This window comes from Bacteroides celer (assembly GCF_002632415.2).
GTDB lineage: Bacteria > Bacteroidota > Bacteroidia > Bacteroidales > Bacteroidaceae > Bacteroides.
In genome coordinates this window covers 5,821,716-5,837,648 of sequence record NZ_CP178209.1, presented here as the reverse complement: position 1 = coordinate 5,837,648, position 15,933 = coordinate 5,821,716, and the positions used below count along the sequence as shown (strand labels likewise).

At 42.8% G+C, this 15,933-nt stretch carries 12 protein-coding genes; 3 read left to right on the top strand and 9 right to left on the bottom strand.

The genetic code is table 11. The features are described from left to right. Positions 1 to 20: 20 nt before the first annotated feature. From CJF29_RS23200 to CJF29_RS23190, 3 genes are read right to left on the bottom strand one after another with little or no spacing between them, the layout of a single operon-like run. Positions 21 to 941, bottom strand: a complete 921-nt coding sequence (locus tag CJF29_RS23200) for a carbohydrate kinase family protein (RefSeq protein WP_074558860.1) — start codon at positions 939 to 941, stop codon at positions 21 to 23. Beyond that, complete coding sequence (locus CJF29_RS23195) at positions 929 to 1,534, bottom strand: SIS domain-containing protein (protein WP_004298060.1); 606 nt, start codon at positions 1,532 to 1,534, stop codon at positions 929 to 931. The genes CJF29_RS23200 and CJF29_RS23195 overlap by 13 nt, the downstream gene beginning before the upstream one ends. 6 nt (positions 1,535 to 1,540) lie before the next feature. After that, a complete protein-coding gene (locus CJF29_RS23190; protein WP_004302991.1) occupies positions 1,541 to 2,074 on the bottom strand; it encodes a TIGR00730 family Rossman fold protein in 534 nt (177 codons plus the stop codon). A gap of 105 nt (positions 2,075 to 2,179) precedes the next feature. Here CJF29_RS23190 and CJF29_RS23185 point away from each other — a divergent pair, with 105 nt between their 5' ends. The 3 genes from CJF29_RS23185 (at position 2,180) to CJF29_RS23175 (ending at position 6,165) form a co-directional block, all read left to right on the top strand. Beyond that, positions 2,180 to 3,400: a M16 family metallopeptidase gene (locus CJF29_RS23185; protein WP_004302992.1), complete on the top strand. Its 1,221-nt coding sequence runs from the start codon at positions 2,180 to 2,182 to the stop codon at positions 3,398 to 3,400. A gap of 85 nt (positions 3,401 to 3,485) precedes the next feature. After that, positions 3,486 to 5,054, top strand: coding sequence for an ATP-binding protein (locus CJF29_RS23180; protein ID WP_099146093.1), 1,569 nt, complete (start codon positions 3,486 to 3,488; stop codon positions 5,052 to 5,054). A 13-nt stretch (positions 5,055 to 5,067) separates the two neighbouring features. Beyond that, positions 5,068 to 6,165, top strand: a complete 1,098-nt coding sequence (locus CJF29_RS23175) for an SGNH/GDSL hydrolase family protein (protein WP_099146092.1) — start codon at positions 5,068 to 5,070, stop codon at positions 6,163 to 6,165. A gap of 159 nt (positions 6,166 to 6,324) precedes the next feature. Here CJF29_RS23175 and CJF29_RS23170 read toward each other — a convergent pair whose 3' ends face one another. The 6 genes from CJF29_RS23170 to CJF29_RS23145 all read right to left on the bottom strand — a co-directional run bounded on the left by CJF29_RS23170 (position 6,325) and on the right by CJF29_RS23145 (position 15,931). Further along, positions 6,325 to 7,227, bottom strand: a complete 903-nt coding sequence (locus CJF29_RS23170) for a glycerophosphodiester phosphodiesterase family protein (protein WP_099146091.1) — start codon at positions 7,225 to 7,227, stop codon at positions 6,325 to 6,327. Between the two features lie 61 nt (positions 7,228 to 7,288). Further along, positions 7,289 to 8,548 carry an IPT/TIG domain-containing protein gene (locus tag CJF29_RS23165; RefSeq protein ID WP_008998249.1) on the bottom strand — a complete coding sequence of 420 codons (1,260 nt, stop codon included), beginning with the start codon at positions 8,546 to 8,548 and terminating at the stop codon, positions 7,289 to 7,291. A 6-nt stretch (positions 8,549 to 8,554) separates the two neighbouring features. Continuing rightward, positions 8,555 to 10,336: an IPT/TIG domain-containing protein gene (locus CJF29_RS23160; RefSeq protein WP_074638697.1), complete on the bottom strand. Its 1,782-nt coding sequence runs from the start codon at positions 10,334 to 10,336 to the stop codon at positions 8,555 to 8,557. 12 nt (positions 10,337 to 10,348) lie between these two features. Further along, positions 10,349 to 11,290: a phosphodiester glycosidase family protein gene (locus tag CJF29_RS23155; protein ID WP_229119762.1), complete on the bottom strand. Its 942-nt coding sequence runs from the start codon at positions 11,288 to 11,290 to the stop codon at positions 10,349 to 10,351. A 10-nt stretch (positions 11,291 to 11,300) separates the two neighbouring features. Further along, on the bottom strand, positions 11,301 to 12,587 hold the full coding sequence (locus CJF29_RS23150) for a RagB/SusD family nutrient uptake outer membrane protein (RefSeq protein ID WP_074558845.1): 1,287 nt from the start codon (positions 12,585 to 12,587) through the stop codon (positions 11,301 to 11,303). 5 nt (positions 12,588 to 12,592) lie between these two features. Next, positions 12,593 to 15,931, bottom strand: a complete 3,339-nt coding sequence (locus tag CJF29_RS23145; protein WP_099146089.1) for a TonB-dependent receptor — start codon at positions 15,929 to 15,931, stop codon at positions 12,593 to 12,595. Between the last annotated feature and the right edge of the window lie 2 nt (positions 15,932 to 15,933).

Genomic DNA, 15,933 nt, shown 5'->3' with positions numbered 1-15,933 from the left:
CCAAATCCTTATTTGTAATATCACTTGTATTTTTGTGCAAACTCCACCGAAACCGAATTGCTGAAACTTCGGCAAACTTCAGCTGCGAAGTCTTTCCCGCATTGGATTATTTTATCCCAGATCTCTTCATTCAAGTTATTTAGATCGCGGTATCGGACATCGTATTTGAGTAATCCGTAGATCAGCCCTGCATTGAAGTTATCACCAGCTCCAATAGTACTGACTGCTTGTAATGGTTCTATCGGATAATCTTTATTGACCAGATTAGAGCGTAACGCTACCTTTTCCGCACCTGCAGTACAGATGAACCGGGGACAGTAGAATTTGATTTTATCCTTGTAAATTTTGTCTATATCCTGCATGCCATACATATATAGAAAATCCTCTAAAGAACCGCGTACAATATCCGCATACTCCAGATTCTCAATAATGGTCGGAGCCAGTTTCATGGCTTCATTCTTGTGTGAAGAACGAAAATTCGGGTCATAATAGATGATGGCTTTCTTTTCACGTGCCTGATCTAGTAATTCGAGAATCTTCTCCCTCAGAACCGGATTCAGTGCGTAATAAGAACCCACCATGACAATGTCGTCTTCCTCTAGTTTCGGAAACAGAACATCCAGACGTTGCTTCGGGTAGTCTTTGTAGAAGATATATTCGGCATCACTCTGCTCGTTCAGGAAGGCTAAAGATACGGGTGATTTTCCATCCGGGAATACATTTACATGATCGGTTGGGATATGATTCTCACGCATAAACTGCAGGATAATATTGCCTACACGGTCATTCCCGGTTTCACTGATGAAGCCGACGTTTATTCCCATTCGTCCCAATGAGACAATACCGTTGAATACAGAACCTCCCGGTACGGCTGCGGAAGGCTGGTCACCTCGAAAGATGATATCGAGGATGGTCTCTCCGATACCGATTACTTTTCGCATAGTGATCTTGATTTTTCTCCCAGATAACCGCCGTGGTGACGTTTTGAATATTCAGCGATAGTAAATCCTGTTTCCTTCATGGTTTGTACTACCAATATATCTCCGATCACTGTCATGGCAGTAGTGGATGTAGTAGGAGTCATCCCTAACACACAGACTTCTGCAGGCTTGCCGGTACTTAGACAGACATCCGATTCTTTTGCCAGCGGACTATCCGGATTTCCGGTGATAACGATAAACTTCAGATCCGGGTCCAGATTATGGGCTAAGCGGGTTAATTCCACAATCTCACGTGTCTTGCCAGAGTTAGAGATCAGCAGGAGTAGATCGTTTTTTTGTAAGATACCCAAATCCCCGTGTTGCGCCTCGCTGGGATGCAGAAAGACGGATGGAATACCGGTGGAACAGAAAGTCGTAGCAATGTTCATAGCAATCTGCCCGGCTTTTCCCATACCGGAAGTTACCAGTTTTCCCTTTTTCTGATGTATTTGTTCTACAATCAGTTTCACCGCTTTTTCATAAGCGTCTGTTACGGGGATGTTGAGCACAGCTTGTGCTTCCTGTTGCAAAAGTTGTTTGATGGAGTCTATCATATAGGATCAGTTTATTTTTTCTTTTAATTCATTTAATGTGTTTGCTACTTCGTAATAGGTTGAGAAAGGCTGTCGTGCAAAACCTTTGTCCTCCAGGGTGTGGAGCGCTTTTAATAGCTCGTCGTAAAAACCATGTTCATTGTAGAAAATGACCTTCTTTTGGTGATATCCGATAGAGGCAGCGGCTATTACGTGGAAAATCTCATCAAGAGTACCGACGCCTCCGGGGAGTGCAACCAATACCTCCGACTTCTCCGTTATGATATCTTTGCGGTCACTCAAGTTACGGGTATGAATTTCTTCATCTAACAGAGTGCTTACCTTGCCATTCTCTTCCAGTTTGGCAGGAACTACTCCAATAACCTTACCTCCATTTTCTTTCACGGCACGAGCTATGCATTCCATTAATCCGAGGCTGGCTCCTCCATATATCAAGGTTTTGCCTGTCTGCCCCATCCATTTGCCTATTTGGCTGGCGCTTTCGAAGTACATTTTGTCAATGTTATCGGAGGCGGAACAGAATATTCCTATCTTTTCCATATACGTTGTTGCTGTTATAGTCCACAAATATCTGCAATTTTCTATAAACAGCAATAAGTTTTATTGTATTTTTGTGGCATTAATTCAATAAGGAAGTATAAAACGATGCAAGGTAACGAATATACATTGCCAAATGGCCTGCGTATTATCCATGAACCAACCCTCTCAAAAGTAGCTTATTGTGGTTTTGCGATTGATGCCGGAACTCGTGATGAAGCGGAGAATGAGCAGGGAATGGCCCATTTTGTAGAACATCTGATTTTTAAGGGAACGGAGAAGCGGAAAGCCTGGCATATCCTCAACCGGATGGAGAATGTAGGTGGTGACCTGAATGCTTACACAAATAAGGAAGAAACTGTCGTCTATGCCGCTTTCCTGAAAGAACATCTGGAACGTGCGCTTGAGTTGTTGGGGGATATTGTATTTCATTCAACCTTTCCGCAGCATGAGATAGAAAAAGAAACAGAGGTCATTATCGATGAAATCCAGTCGTATGAAGATACTCCGTCGGAACTGATATTTGACGATTTTGAAGACATGATCTTCCGCAATCATCCATTGGGAAGAAACATTCTTGGTAAACCGGAACTTCTGCGGAGTTTTCGCACGGAAGATGTTCTATCGTTTACCCGCCGTTTTTACCAACCGGGAAATATGGTGTTTTTTGTTCAGGGGCAATACGAGTTCAAGAGAATCATCCGTCTGGTAGAAAAATACCTGTTGGATATTCCTGATGTGAAGGTAGAGAATCGCCGTACACCTCCGCCTCTGTATGTGCCGGAACATTTGACAGTGGCCAGAGATACACATCAGGCGCATGTTATGATCGGTAGCCGTGGCTATAATGCGTATGATGACAAACGTACTGCACTCTATCTGCTGAATAATGTCCTTGGAGGTCCCGGAATGAATAGTAAACTGAATGTGTCCCTTCGCGAACGCAGAGGATTGGTCTATAATGTCGAATCCAATCTGACTTCCTATACGGATACGGGAGCTTTCTGTATTTATTTCGGGACGGATGTGGATGACATGGATACTTGCCTGAAATTGACCTATAAGGAATTGAAGCGGATGCGTGATACAAAGATGACTACCTCCCAGTTGGCGGCAGCGAAAAAGCAGTTGATCGGGCAAATCGGAGTAGCGTCCGATAACTTTGAGAATAATGCGTTAGGGATGGCGAAAACATTCCTTCATTATCATAAGTATGAATCGTCCGAGCTTGTTTTTAAGCGTATAGAAGAGCTAACAGCAGAGATGTTGTTGGAAGTTGCCAATGAGATGTTTGCAGAGGAATACTTATCTACGTTGATTTACAAATAATTGATTGACAGATTTGCTTTCATTGCCAGAATTCGTATTTTTGTAGCAGATACGTATGTGATAACAATCTAATAGTAGAAATTGTATGTTGGTGACGGGCAGAAAACTCCCTATCGGGATTCAGACTTTCGAAGATATCCGCAATGACGGATACTTGTATGTGGATAAGACCGCATTGATGTGGACTATAGCAAACATCGGTAAACCTTTTTTTTTAAGCCGTCCGCGCCGATTCGGAAAGAGTTTGTTAATTTCTACGTTTGAAGCCTATTTCAAGGGACGGCGTGACCTTTTCACGGGACTTGCCGTGGAACAATTAGAAAAGAAGTGGGAAGAATATCCCGTACTGCATCTGGATTTGAATGCCGAGAAATATGATTCACCGGACAGATTGGATGCTATTTTAAGTAACCAGTTAACTCAATGGGAAGCTATATACGGCAGGGGAGAAGATGAAACCACTTTGTCTTCCCGCTTCTTGGGTGTCATTCGTCGTGCCTCCGAACAAGCAGGCAGGGGTGTTGTAGTCCTGGTAGATGAGTATGATAAGCCCTTACTACAGGCTATTCAGAATGAACCGCTTCTCGATTCTTACCGTTCTACTTTGAAAGCTTTCTACGGTGTGTTGAAGAGTGCAGACCGCTATCTTCGTTTTGCTTTTCTGACAGGTGTCACCAAATTCTCGCAAGTAAGTGTGTTTAGTGATCTGAACCAATTGAATGACATCAGTCTGAATTATGACTTCTCTACTCTTTGTGGAATCACCCGCGAAGAACTTCTTGCTAATTTTGAACCGGAGATTGCAGCTTTATCGCAAGCGAATGACATCAATACGAAAGAAGTTGTAGAAACAATGACCCGACAGTATGACGGTTATCATTTTCATCCTAATGGAGAAGGAGTGTTCAATCCATTCAGTGTTCTGAATGCATTTTTCAGTAAAGAGTTCGGTAATTACTGGTTTCAGACCGGAACTCCTACTTTCCTTGTGGAGTTATTGAAAGAGAGCGATTATGATCTTCGCTTGCTGATGGATGGTATAGAGACAGCTGCTTCCGCTTTCACTGAATATCGTGCGGATAGGAAAAATCCTATTCCGTTGATTTATCAGAGTGGTTATTTAACCATAAAAGACTATGATAGAGAATTTAGACTTTATCGCTTAGGCTTTCCTAACGACGAAGTACGTTATGGCTTTCTTAACTTCTTACTCCCATTTTATACGGCAGTCACGGATGAAGAACAAAGCTTTTATATAGGTAAGTTTGTTCAAGAACTGCGTACAGGCAATGTTGATGCTTTCATGCACCGCTTTGAAGCTTTCTTTGCAGATTTTCCTTACGAGTTGAATGACCAGACTGAGCGTCATTATCAAGTCATCATTTATTTAATATTCAAACTGATGGGACAATTCACACAGGCAGAAGTACATAGCTCACGGGGACGTGCAGATGCGGTTGTACGAACCCCGAAGTTCATCTATATTTTCGAATTCAAGCTGAATGGGACTGTTGAGCAGGCCATGGAGCAGATTGAAGAAAAAGGTTATGCTTTTCCTTATACGGCAGAGGATCAACAAGTGATAAAAGTTGGTGTAGAGTTTAGCGCAGAGAAACGAAATGTAGAGCGCTGGATGGTAGCGAAAGAAATTTAATATAAAATTGATTATGAAAAACTTAATACGAAATGTCTGGGTTTGCTTGGGGCTGATGGTGCTTCCCTTCACAGCCTCCGGACAACAAAAGGATAACATTACCTATGTACCGGCTCAAGAGCTTTTACTGGTAGGCAAAGCAACTACCGAAGGCGAATACTTCCATCGGGTAGATACAGCCAAGTATTGTACAATGCCTCCCACAGTGAAGAAACTATTCACAAACTCTGCCGGTCTGGCTATCTCTTTTACAACGAATAGCCCCGTCATAAAAGCCAAATGGACGGTTCCTGATAATTACCAGTTACCCAATCTGACGAGAGTTGCTCAGAAAGGTCTGGATTTGTATATCAAACGGGATGGAAAATGGCAATTTGCCGGAGTAGGGATACCGGGTGGTGTGACTACGGAAAAAGTGCTTGTTGATAATATGGGTACGGAAGAGAAAGAATGCTTGCTGTATCTGCCTTTATATGATGAACTGAAAAGTCTGGAAATAGGCGTTTCTTCTGATGCACACATACGTAAAGGAAAAAATCCGTTCAAAGAAAAGATAGTGGTATACGGGTCCAGCATTTTGCAGGGAGCATCTGCTAGTCGTCCCGGGATGGCTTATCCGGCTCGTTTGTCCCGTAGCAGCGGATATAATTTTATCAATTTAGGATTGAGCGGAAACGGCAAGATGGAGAAAGAAGTTGCCGAGATGTTGGCGGATATTGATGCGGATGCTTTCATTCTCGATTGTATTCCTAATCCTTCTCCCAAAGAGATAACCGACCGGACTGTTGATTTTGTAATGACGTTGCGCCAGAAGCATCCGGATACGCCTATTATTGTGATACAGACATTGATACGTGAAACAGGTAATTTCAACCAGAAAGCTCGTGAGAATGTAAAACGACAGAACGAGGCCATCGCTGAACAGCTAGAAGTATTGCGAAAGAAGAATGTCAAGAACCTGTATTTCATAAAAGAAGATCAATTCTTGGGAACAGACCATGAGGGGACTGTAGATGGGACCCATCCGAATGACTTGGGATTCGACCGAATGTTGAAGAAGTATAAACCGGCTATCAGTAAGATTCTGAAGATCAAATTCAAGACTGAATAACAGGAATGAAAGATTATAACAGAGACAGATAGAAAAAAATAAAGGTCAATTCATGGGGGTGAATTGGCCTTTTTCTTTTGCAAATGTGTTAAGTTGTTCCTGAAAATAGGATGTTTGTTACTTTCTTAATAAGATGTTTTTAATAACTTGTAAAGAGAGTTATTGCAGATTTCTCAATCCCTTTTCTTCCAGATAATGAATAAGTTCCTGTGGACGGTCTGTTTGTATCATTGTAGCTTTATGTTTTAACATCCAACCCCAATGTCTATCTTTACCTTCCAATAGTGCATTCTCATCATCATGTCCACCACATAGGCTATCCCATAAAGTATTCATCCATATCCGACTGCCTGATTTAATGATCTCATCTATTATTCTTAGGCTCGGGGTAGTATCATCTTTGAAGCATAGTTCGTAAGCGATTGGAGTGAAATCTTTGATAAAAGTTTGTATGGTAGCAACCGCTTCTTTATCCCATAAATTAACAATAGGCATATAAAGTATACTTTCATTGGAACCATATTCTTTTTTCACTTTCTCCACAGGATAGTATCCCTTGATAATGACTTGTTTTTCCATTCCACATTCCTTGATAATAGGCATAATTTCTTTAATGTAAGTCCCTCCTTTGTCTATATTGACAAGGATACGGTCTTTGCAGACATTTAATACCTCCTTTAGGGTGGGAATTGGTTGGCGGGTCTTGATTCCGTTGCCACTGCGTAGGACGAATTTTTTCAGTTCTTCAGTCGTATAATTTTTTATTGTTCCCTTTCCTGTAGAAGTACGGTCAAGAGTTTCATCGTGCATACAAATAAAGTTGCCGTCTTTAGTAGGCTGTATATCAAGTTCTACCATGTCGACTTTCATGGCAATTGCTTTTTCGATACTTTGCAGAGAGTTTTCTGGTGCATTACGCCAGTCTCCTCTATGAGCGATAACAAACATATATTTCGATTTATTATCATGTAGATTCTTCAACAATTTATCGGTCCTTGTTTGTGCACTGATGGAGAATGCGGTTAATAGGATGAGTAATAAGGAAAAAAGTTTTTTAGTCATGACTTAGTAAGATTCATTAATGATGATGAAAGTAGCCCGGGGTAATGCCCCGGGCATTTATTTATTTGACGGTAATACGTCGGATCAGATAATTAACGGCGCCTGCTACATACATTGTTTTGCAGTCTTTTGTAATTATAATCTCATACGGTTGGTTGAAGGTAGCCTTTAGTCCTTTCCCGTCAGAGAAACCAGATTTTCCAGAACCTGCAATGGTTTCTAACGTACCTTTTGAGTAGTCGCCACTTGCATCAGGAGTCAGTTTGCGGATACAGTTGTATGTATTATCCGAGAGATACAGGCATCCGTCTGAACCGGCAGCCACTCCGAAAGTAGCCCCCACTTTTGCACTAAGCGGATTGCCGGGGTCTCCATCATAATACTCTTGTCCTTTTACCCCATCTCCTGCGATCGTCTTTTGTGTGCCATCCGGGCTGATTTGAATCAACACATATCCATTGGAGGTACCGACAATCATGTTCTTGTTTTTGTCGAATACAATGTAGTTGGGTGATACGTTAAGAGTGGCAAAAGTAGTTTTCGCACCTGAAGGTGTGAATTTATAAACCGCCTTATTATCACGTGCCGATACATATATGTTGTCTTCATCATCAAATGCTACATTCATCGGACTTTTCATACCGGATGCTATGGTTGAAACGGTCATACTGTTAGTTTCTATTTTCCGTAACATACCTTTTCCCTTGTCAATGAAATAATAGTTCCCTTTCGAATCAAATCCACCTTGCCAGATAGCGCTGCTGCCGTCTACTGCTACATCGAGGAGCGAAGTGACCAGGAAGTCCGGAGAGATACGTCGTATATAGTTGTATCCACGTTCTGTAAACCATAAACTGCCATCCGGGGCAAAAGTAATGCCTGTGGGGAGTTTGGTTGTAGCTTCAGTGCCTACTCCATCAGTCATTTCAAACACCCCCTTCTGACCGACAATTGTTTGAACGATATATTCCTGATCCGGTGTTTTCAGATAATTGAGTTCAAGACCTGTCAATTCACCAGAGGGAGATTTGACACGGATGGAATACTTTCCCGGAGCCATTTCAGGCAGTATTATTTTTAATTCGTCTTTGAAGGCTTCTATAACGGTTGCCTGTTGGTCATTGATGAAAACAGCATTTTCTTCCGGTACCGTACTGAAATTACGTCCCAATATTGTAGCTATTTCACCGGAATAAACATTGGTGGGTTTCACAAGTACCAGCCTAAGTTCTGTCACTGACGCTTTGTAATCATTATCATTGCAGGCTGCAAATAATGATAAGAGTGAATACGCGAGCAGTAGTATGTATATCTTTCTCATAGTTCTTTATTTATTTACAGTTATGGAACGAATCAAATGGTTTTGTTCATCAGCGATATATACTTTGTCCGAAACCAGCACGCTGGCAGGGCAATTGAAAGTAGCAGTCAGGGCGGAACCATCTATTTTGCCTTTTGTCCCCGGAATACCAGCTATTGTTTTCAATGTTCCTTTCGTATAGTCGCCTTCTGCATCCGGAGTTAGTGTACGTATGGTATGCATTGTATAATCGGTGATGTAAAGTATCTCATCCGGTCCAAATGCGATACCGAATGTTGCCCCCATGGTTGCCTTGGATAAATCATTCTGTTCACCGTCGGAATAAGTGGCGACAGTGGGTACTACCCCGGTTCCAAATATCGTTTTTAGTGTACCGTCCGTATCAAACATATGTAACTGATAAGTACCGCCGGTACCTACAAAAATTCTTCCCTTCTTATCTACTGCCATGCAATTAGGCCCGGCTTTGAGTGAAGACATATCGTAGTTGGTCACAGCTCCACCGGACGTTATCTTCTTCACGGCCTTGTTATCCCGGTCGGCTATATACATATTCCCGTTTGCGTCAAATGTGATGCTCATTGGACTTTTAAAGGTTGTTTCAGCAGAGAATACAGAACAAGTTCCGTCTTGCGTAACCTTAATGATGTTATTCAATGCTTTATTGGCTACATAATAGATGCCCGAGGGATCAAACTCACCTTGCCAGGGAGCATTAAATGTAACGGTACCGCTTTTGGCGACAGTTGACACATTATATTCCTGATCCATTTTTCTGATGGTGTTATTTCCTCTTTCTGCAATCCAAATATCACCATTGGGCGCAAGAGCCAGTCCTTGCGGGAATTTGAAAGAAGCAGCTGTTCCTTTACCGTCAGTGGAGGTAGTTGCCGAGTTGCCCGCTACGGTTTCAACAGTGTAAGACAAATCTTCGTAAGTGAAACTTAGATTCTCTACTGTTTTATCTGCTACGGTGACTTTGACGGGATACGTACCGGAAGGATTCTCCGGGATAATAATAGAAAGTGTTGTTGCAGTTACCGCTTTTACAGTTGCCGGCTTTCCATTTATAGATACGATATTCTCTTCGATTGTCATACCGAATCCCTCTCCTGAAATCACTATTTCCTCTCCGGCTTTTCCACGTGTAGGAGCTAAAGAAGAGGTTGTCAATGTTACTGTATGGAGATAAGTAAACAGGGGACTTTCGGCTTCTTTGGTACCTACTTTCACCCGGATAGGATAGCTGCCTTCCTCGGTGTCGGGAATAATAATTTTGAGTTGACTTGAAGTTGCTTCTTTAACTTCGGCAACTGCTCCATTGATTGTCACTTGGTTTTCTGATACAACTGTACTGAAACACTGGCCGATCAGTGTTACCAAATCTCCTGCATAGGCGGAAGAAGGCATCACCTGCAATACCGTCAGCTCTGGTGGGGCTTGAGGGGTTGCATAAGTAAATTTGAGTCCTTCTACAGTTTCCCCTTTTACACTTACTTTAATTGAGTAAGTACCTTCCGGATTATCGGGAAGCGCAATTACTAAACGATTTTGGGTTGCATCAGTAATCTCCGCCCTCACTCCGTTGATAAACACCTCGTTATCAGTGATTGTTTCAGAGAAATAAACTCCTGAAATAATAGCGGTACCTCCTGTTGATCCTGCTTTCGGAATAATGGAAATGAGCTTTGGAGGAAGCTGCCGGGAATCAGAAGAGTCCGATTCCGAGCATCCACAGAACAAGTTACAACAAAATAGGATTGATAAAATAAATATTGAGTTCTTCATACTTTCAGAGTTTTAAGGTTCATTGACTGTTACCATCCATGCATTCACAACAGGTCGCTCCTGTCCGTCAGAAGGCCGGTTCCGTATTTGGAATATGTCTGCTATCGGGTGTCGTATAAGCATTTGGGTAGAACCGCCACCATCCAGGTTCACAGCCCACGAGCATCCCAATGCTTTCATTATCGAACCCATTTCCGGATAAGTAAGTCCGTAAGAGTAGAATTCCACACGTCCGTCAACCACCATGAAGTAGACATGACCGTCATCCGAATATCCAAGACAGGTACGCGGGTCGATACCCGGATAAGTTGCACCGGATATTTCCCCGTCGCGCAGCACGATAACTCCGCTTCCGGTCACTTCTTTGAGGTTGTATTGCATACCCCGATATTCCACAGAATCGGCAATAACCATCTTATTATCTTTTGTCAACGCGATAAAACTTAAAGCTTGTTGAGGAAGTGACTCCTTAAAAATGAATGAGTTTTTTAAGATCACTCCGTTGCGATGAATGGGGCCTCTGATATCCATTGTGCTGACATCCCAAAAATCTGCATTAATCATGGCGGCTACCCGGTGCCACGGACGGTCGGCATAATCTGCCATCTCCGTCAACGTCTGTCGCTGAAAGTTATTGCGTACATCGGCATCATACGGCATACCTACTTCTAATGAAACTCCCGGTTCATTCAAATCAATATCGATTATAAATATATGCGTGGAGCGACTGTCTGCTTTCTGGAAATGGACATCTGTTTCCGTAACTCCCAATGCGACAACAAAGCTGGTATCAGTATATATGCGTGCCACTGTTTCACTGCCTGCTAATAGTTTCTGACCGATTTTTGTCTGCGGGATAAAGTGTACGTCTTCAATTGTATCGTTCGAACAGCTTAAGAAAGCCAGTGGTAATACAAATGACAGAATCTGCATGTATTTTAATAAGTTCATCATTTTCATCGTTTTAGTTAGCCCAATATGAATTTTGATTTAAAAGTTTATTGAGAGACCTCTCTTTCGCAGGAATAGGTAATCTGTTGTACTTACGTTCAAAGCCGAGATCACTTTCCAACCGGTTGAGGCGGACAAGGTCGAACCAGCGGAACCCTTCTGCCAGTAATTCCGTATGTCTTTCATTTAGAATTGCATCTATGAAGTCTTCTTCCGTAGCGGGATGTACAGAAGAAAGGCCGCGGAAGTTCCGAAGTTCATTCAGACGGGACAGTCCCTTGGAAAGTCCTTGTGCTTCGGCACTAATTAGATACATCTCTCCAAGGCGGGTAATAATGATCGGATCAGTGGTAACCTCTCCGCCGGGATATTTATTTATGACTTCATTTGTTTCCTGCATATCGATGGATATGGCAGTACGTTTATCGTCCGGTTCAAACATATTCATCACTTTCATAGTCGGTGCATACGTATAACTACCTCCATTGGCGGAAGCCCGTGAATAGAGGGAAGCACTTAAATTTACGCTCGATTCATTGAGCAGATTTACAAATGAGAATATCTCTTCGCGATTTGCTTTTCCACGGAAGATCTGGTCGAAGTCGGCAAGTGAAAAATTGGCATCACCTATCACTTCCTCGGCAAGTTTGGCAGCTTCAGTCAGTTTGCCTTGTGCAAGTTTGGTTCTTGCCATTAAAGCCTTTGCAGCCTGTTTGGAGACGTAATACTTGTCGGAGAAAGTTGGAGCGTAATCTATAGCCACCTGAAAATTCTTTTCTACAAAGCTCCATCCTTCTTCTTCTGTAGATGCTGCGATATCGCCCGAAAAAGGAGCTTCGAGAATGGGTACCTCTCCATAGCGGCTAACCAGGTGATAGTAAATCAGACCACGAAAGAAGCTGGCTACTCCCAATATCTCGTTTCGTGACTGGCTGGCTGCTAATTTGTCAAGTGCGACAATCAGTGAATTCACTTGGTAGAGAGCGGTATAAAATCCATCCCACGGTCCACTGACGAAGCCGCTTTCGGGGGTGACAAGGTCTTTCACTAGCAATACGGGGTCTTTCAATCCTGTGGCCCCGCCACGAACGAGATCTCCGCCGACAATGTCTTGTGTGAGATAGCCGTTGACTGTCGGCTTGTTCTGTATATAAAAGTAAAGCCCGGTAAGCAGTAATTGAGCATCCTCTTCTGTGAGGTTATCGCTGGATACTGCATTATGCGGATATTGGTCCATTTCGTTGCAACTAGTGGCAAATACCAATAATACTGTTAATAACGATATAATAAAATTCTTCATATCTGTTAGAATTTAAGATTGACACCTATTGTAAACGTACGTGGTTGGGACGGATAGAGATAATCATATCCCATGTTGGTTGCAGAGAGGCTTACATTTACTTCCGGGTCCAGATACGGCCACTTCGTCAGGACGAAGAGGTTATCTGCCTGGAAATATATGCGGAGATTATCAATATGTAGCCGGTTAATCCAACTCTTTGGGAGAGTATATCCGATTGAAGCTGTACGGCAGCGGATATAAGATGCATCATGTAACATTCGGGTATTGACAAATTTGGTCGAGTTCCATGTATAACCGTAAATGGCCCGCGGATTCTTGTTTGTACTACCCGGGCCGGTCCAACGGGATTCTGCTGACGATTTCAGGATTGGCCATGTACCGTTGCCCATTCGTAAACCTCCGGTCCACAGTTCATAAAGTTTGTTGCCAGATGAGAATGTAAAGAACATGCTCAAATCAAAACCTTTGTACTTGAATGTATTATTGAAACCACCGGTGAATTTCGGATTAGCGGAGCCGACAAACTGCTTGTCGTTTTCGTCTATGACATCATTACCATCTACATCTTCGTAAATACAGTCGCCTGCTCTTACTCCTTGGTCGTAAATCTTGGCGGGAATCTCATCATCCGATTGATAGATACCTTTCCATTTAATCATATAAAAAGAACCTATCGGTTCGCCGACTTTGAGGGCATGCATAGAACTAGTTGTCAATATCTCGTTATTATCGAGAAGAGCGGTCAGTTTGTTTCTGATAAAGGAGATGTTGAAATCCGAATGCCATGAGAACGAGCCTTTGCCAAGGTTGGCTCCCAGTGTAAATTCAAGTCCTTTATTACGCATTGATCCGATATTGCATACCTGACTAGTATAACCTGACGTAGCGGGAGTCGGTTTCTGGTAAAGTAAATCCTTGGTATCTTTGATGAATGCATCTGCTGTGAATGTGATTGCACCTCTGAAAAAAGAAAGATCCACTCCGATGTCACCTTGTTGGGCTTTTTCCCATTTAAGGTCGCGGTTACCTGCAGTAGTCAGTCCTAAGCCATTCTCACCATTATAGTTGTACCCTCCACCGGCTAATGCTTGATAGGCATAGGAACCGATTCCTCCCTGATTTCCGGTGCAACCCCAGCTTGCGCGGAGCTTTACATCGGTTTGTGGAAATTTCCACCAAGATTCTTCTCCGAGATTCCAACCCGCACTGACAGATGGAAAATATCCGTAGCGATTGTTGGATATAAATTTGGAAGAACCATCAGTGCGCATTGTTCCTGTTAGTAAATAGCGGTTCTTGTAGTTCAGACTTAAACGGCCGAAGAATGACTGTAACAAGAATGAGGAAAGTCCTGTACTTACATCTGAAAACTCGGCGGCAACAGAGTTGACATCAAAAGAAGGAGAGGGGAATCCAATACCCGTTTGGGCAGCCGAAGAAGTTACGTCCTTTTGTATGGAGTGTCCCAGCATCACGTCCAGAGAGAAATCTTCTGCAAAAGAGTGCTTATAAGTGAGGACATTTTCCCATAACGTACTCGCATAGGATTTCCGTCCGTCAATCAGTTTTCCCACTTTATTGCCATAAGGGTGGTCAGCACTGTAATAAATATGCTCTTCCGTATAATTGAAATCTTCTCCGAGTGTAGTTTTGAAGTTTAAGTCTTTCGTAATGTTGAACAGCATATAGAGTGACCCCAAGGCACGATAGTTGTCGATATATACATCTTCTTCGTTAAGTGCCTGTATCGGGTTATGGTTGGCCAGTTCCTGTCCTCCGACAGCATATTCCCCATCGGGACGATAAGGAGAATCCCAAGGGCGTTGTTCGATGGCACGGGTGATAACACTGGTTCCTATGTTATAACCGGTAGGGACACGGTTATTGCGCGAATAACTTAAATTCAGGGAAGTTCCTACTTTGAGCCACTTTTTGATTTCTGTGTCCAGATTAACCTTCAGATTGTAACGTTTAAGCAGATTATTGATAATCACACCTTCGTTGTGTTTGTAATTGGCGGACAGATAATAGTTCGTTTTGTCCGTTCCGCCTGACACAGACGCGGTAGTCGTGTAGGTAACAGCCGTACGGAGCACCAGATCAAGCCAGTTTGTCTGCGCCTTTCCCGGTGCGGGGTTATCGATACGTGCCTGGGTACTGTTGGTTTGCAGGTTATAGTTGTCGATAGCTTCATTCAGCACTTCCAGAAACAGATCAGTGTCGGCCATGTCCAGTTTGTCTGTTCTGGTCAAATTGGAGAAACTGACATTCGTGTCAATACTCACTTTCGCCTGTCCTTTGCTTCCTTTTTTGGTTGTTATCAAGATAACGCCATTCGTCGCACGCGAGCCGTAAATAGCAGCAGAAGCCGCATCTTTTAAAATCTGTATGGATTCCACATCGGAAGGATTGAAATCATTCAGACCATTCATCGATTGTGCACCCCAAGCACCGGTATCTCCTGACGTATTGTTGATCGGTACTCCGTCGATTACATACAGCGGTTCGTTACCTGCGGTGATTGAACCGATTCCACGGATGCTCACCCGGTTTTTACTTCCCGGCACGCCGGATGCTGACGTAATATTCACTCCGGATACGCGTCCCTGTAACAATTCGTCAACACCTAGTACTTGGCGGACATTGACTTCTCCCGGTTTGTAAGTTCCAATGGAAGATGTGACATCCCGTTTGGTTTTGGAACCATATCCGATGACGATTACTTCATCCATGACGTGTGCATCCTCTTCCAACGCTATGCTGACTGTTGGTGAAGCACCGATACGGACAGATTTCTTTTTGTATCCGATATAGGATATATTCAACGGTTTGGATGGGTCTGCCATAACGGTGAAGTTTCCGTCAACATCTGTAATTGTTCCGATTCCACCTTCCTGTATGACATTGGCTCCGATAATCGGCTCGCCTCTTCCGTCTGTTACGGTACCTTTGATCGTTTTCTTTTCACTTTTTTTCTGTTGCTGTAATTCTTTTTTCACTAATACAATAGTGTTGTTATTAAGCGAATAAGAAACATTCAAAGGAGTGAACACTTGCGACAGGACCTGGTCGAGAGGCTTGTTTTTACAATTGACGCTCACTTTCGCCTGGTCGTTGAGGACATTGTTCCGATAAACGAATGTATACCGGGTTTGCTTCTCGATCTCCTTTATAAATGTTTTCACCGTACCATTATTGATGTTTACCGACACATTTCCTTTTTGTGCCGATACTCCTGCGGGTAATAAAACCAACGCAACAAGTAAAATGGTAAAGTTTCTAAAAATAAGGAGATTCTGCCTCCTCTTTCTAAAGGAAAAAATTAACTTTGTGTAATTCATAG

Bases quoted from the DNA above. Each gene is read 5' to 3' on its own strand.
- CJF29_RS23200 (WP_074558860.1), bottom strand. From the start codon at position 941: ATGCGAAAAGTAATCGGTATCGGAGAGACCATCCTCGATATCATCTTT.
- CJF29_RS23195 (WP_004298060.1), bottom strand. From the start codon at position 1,534: ATGATAGACTCCATCAAACAACTTTTGCAACAGGAAGCACAAGCTGTG.
- CJF29_RS23190 (WP_004302991.1), bottom strand. From the start codon at position 2,074: ATGGAAAAGATAGGAATATTCTGTTCCGCCTCCGATAACATTGACAAA.
- CJF29_RS23185 (WP_004302992.1), top strand. From the start codon at position 2,180: ATGCAAGGTAACGAATATACATTGCCAAATGGCCTGCGTATTATCCAT.
- CJF29_RS23180 (WP_099146093.1), top strand. From the start codon at position 3,486: ATGTTGGTGACGGGCAGAAAACTCCCTATCGGGATTCAGACTTTCGAA.
- CJF29_RS23175 (WP_099146092.1), top strand. From the start codon at position 5,068: ATGAAAAACTTAATACGAAATGTCTGGGTTTGCTTGGGGCTGATGGTG.
- CJF29_RS23170 (WP_099146091.1), bottom strand. From the start codon at position 7,227: ATGACTAAAAAACTTTTTTCCTTATTACTCATCCTATTAACCGCATTC.
- CJF29_RS23165 (WP_008998249.1), bottom strand. From the start codon at position 8,548: ATGAGAAAGATATACATACTACTGCTCGCGTATTCACTCTTATCATTA.
- CJF29_RS23160 (WP_074638697.1), bottom strand. From the start codon at position 10,336: ATGAAGAACTCAATATTTATTTTATCAATCCTATTTTGTTGTAACTTG.
- CJF29_RS23155 (WP_229119762.1), bottom strand. From the start codon at position 11,290: ATGATGAACTTATTAAAATACATGCAGATTCTGTCATTTGTATTACCA.
- CJF29_RS23150 (WP_074558845.1), bottom strand. From the start codon at position 12,587: ATGAAGAATTTTATTATATCGTTATTAACAGTATTATTGGTATTTGCC.
- CJF29_RS23145 (WP_099146089.1), bottom strand. From the start codon at position 15,931: ATGAATTACACAAAGTTAATTTTTTCCTTTAGAAAGAGGAGGCAGAAT.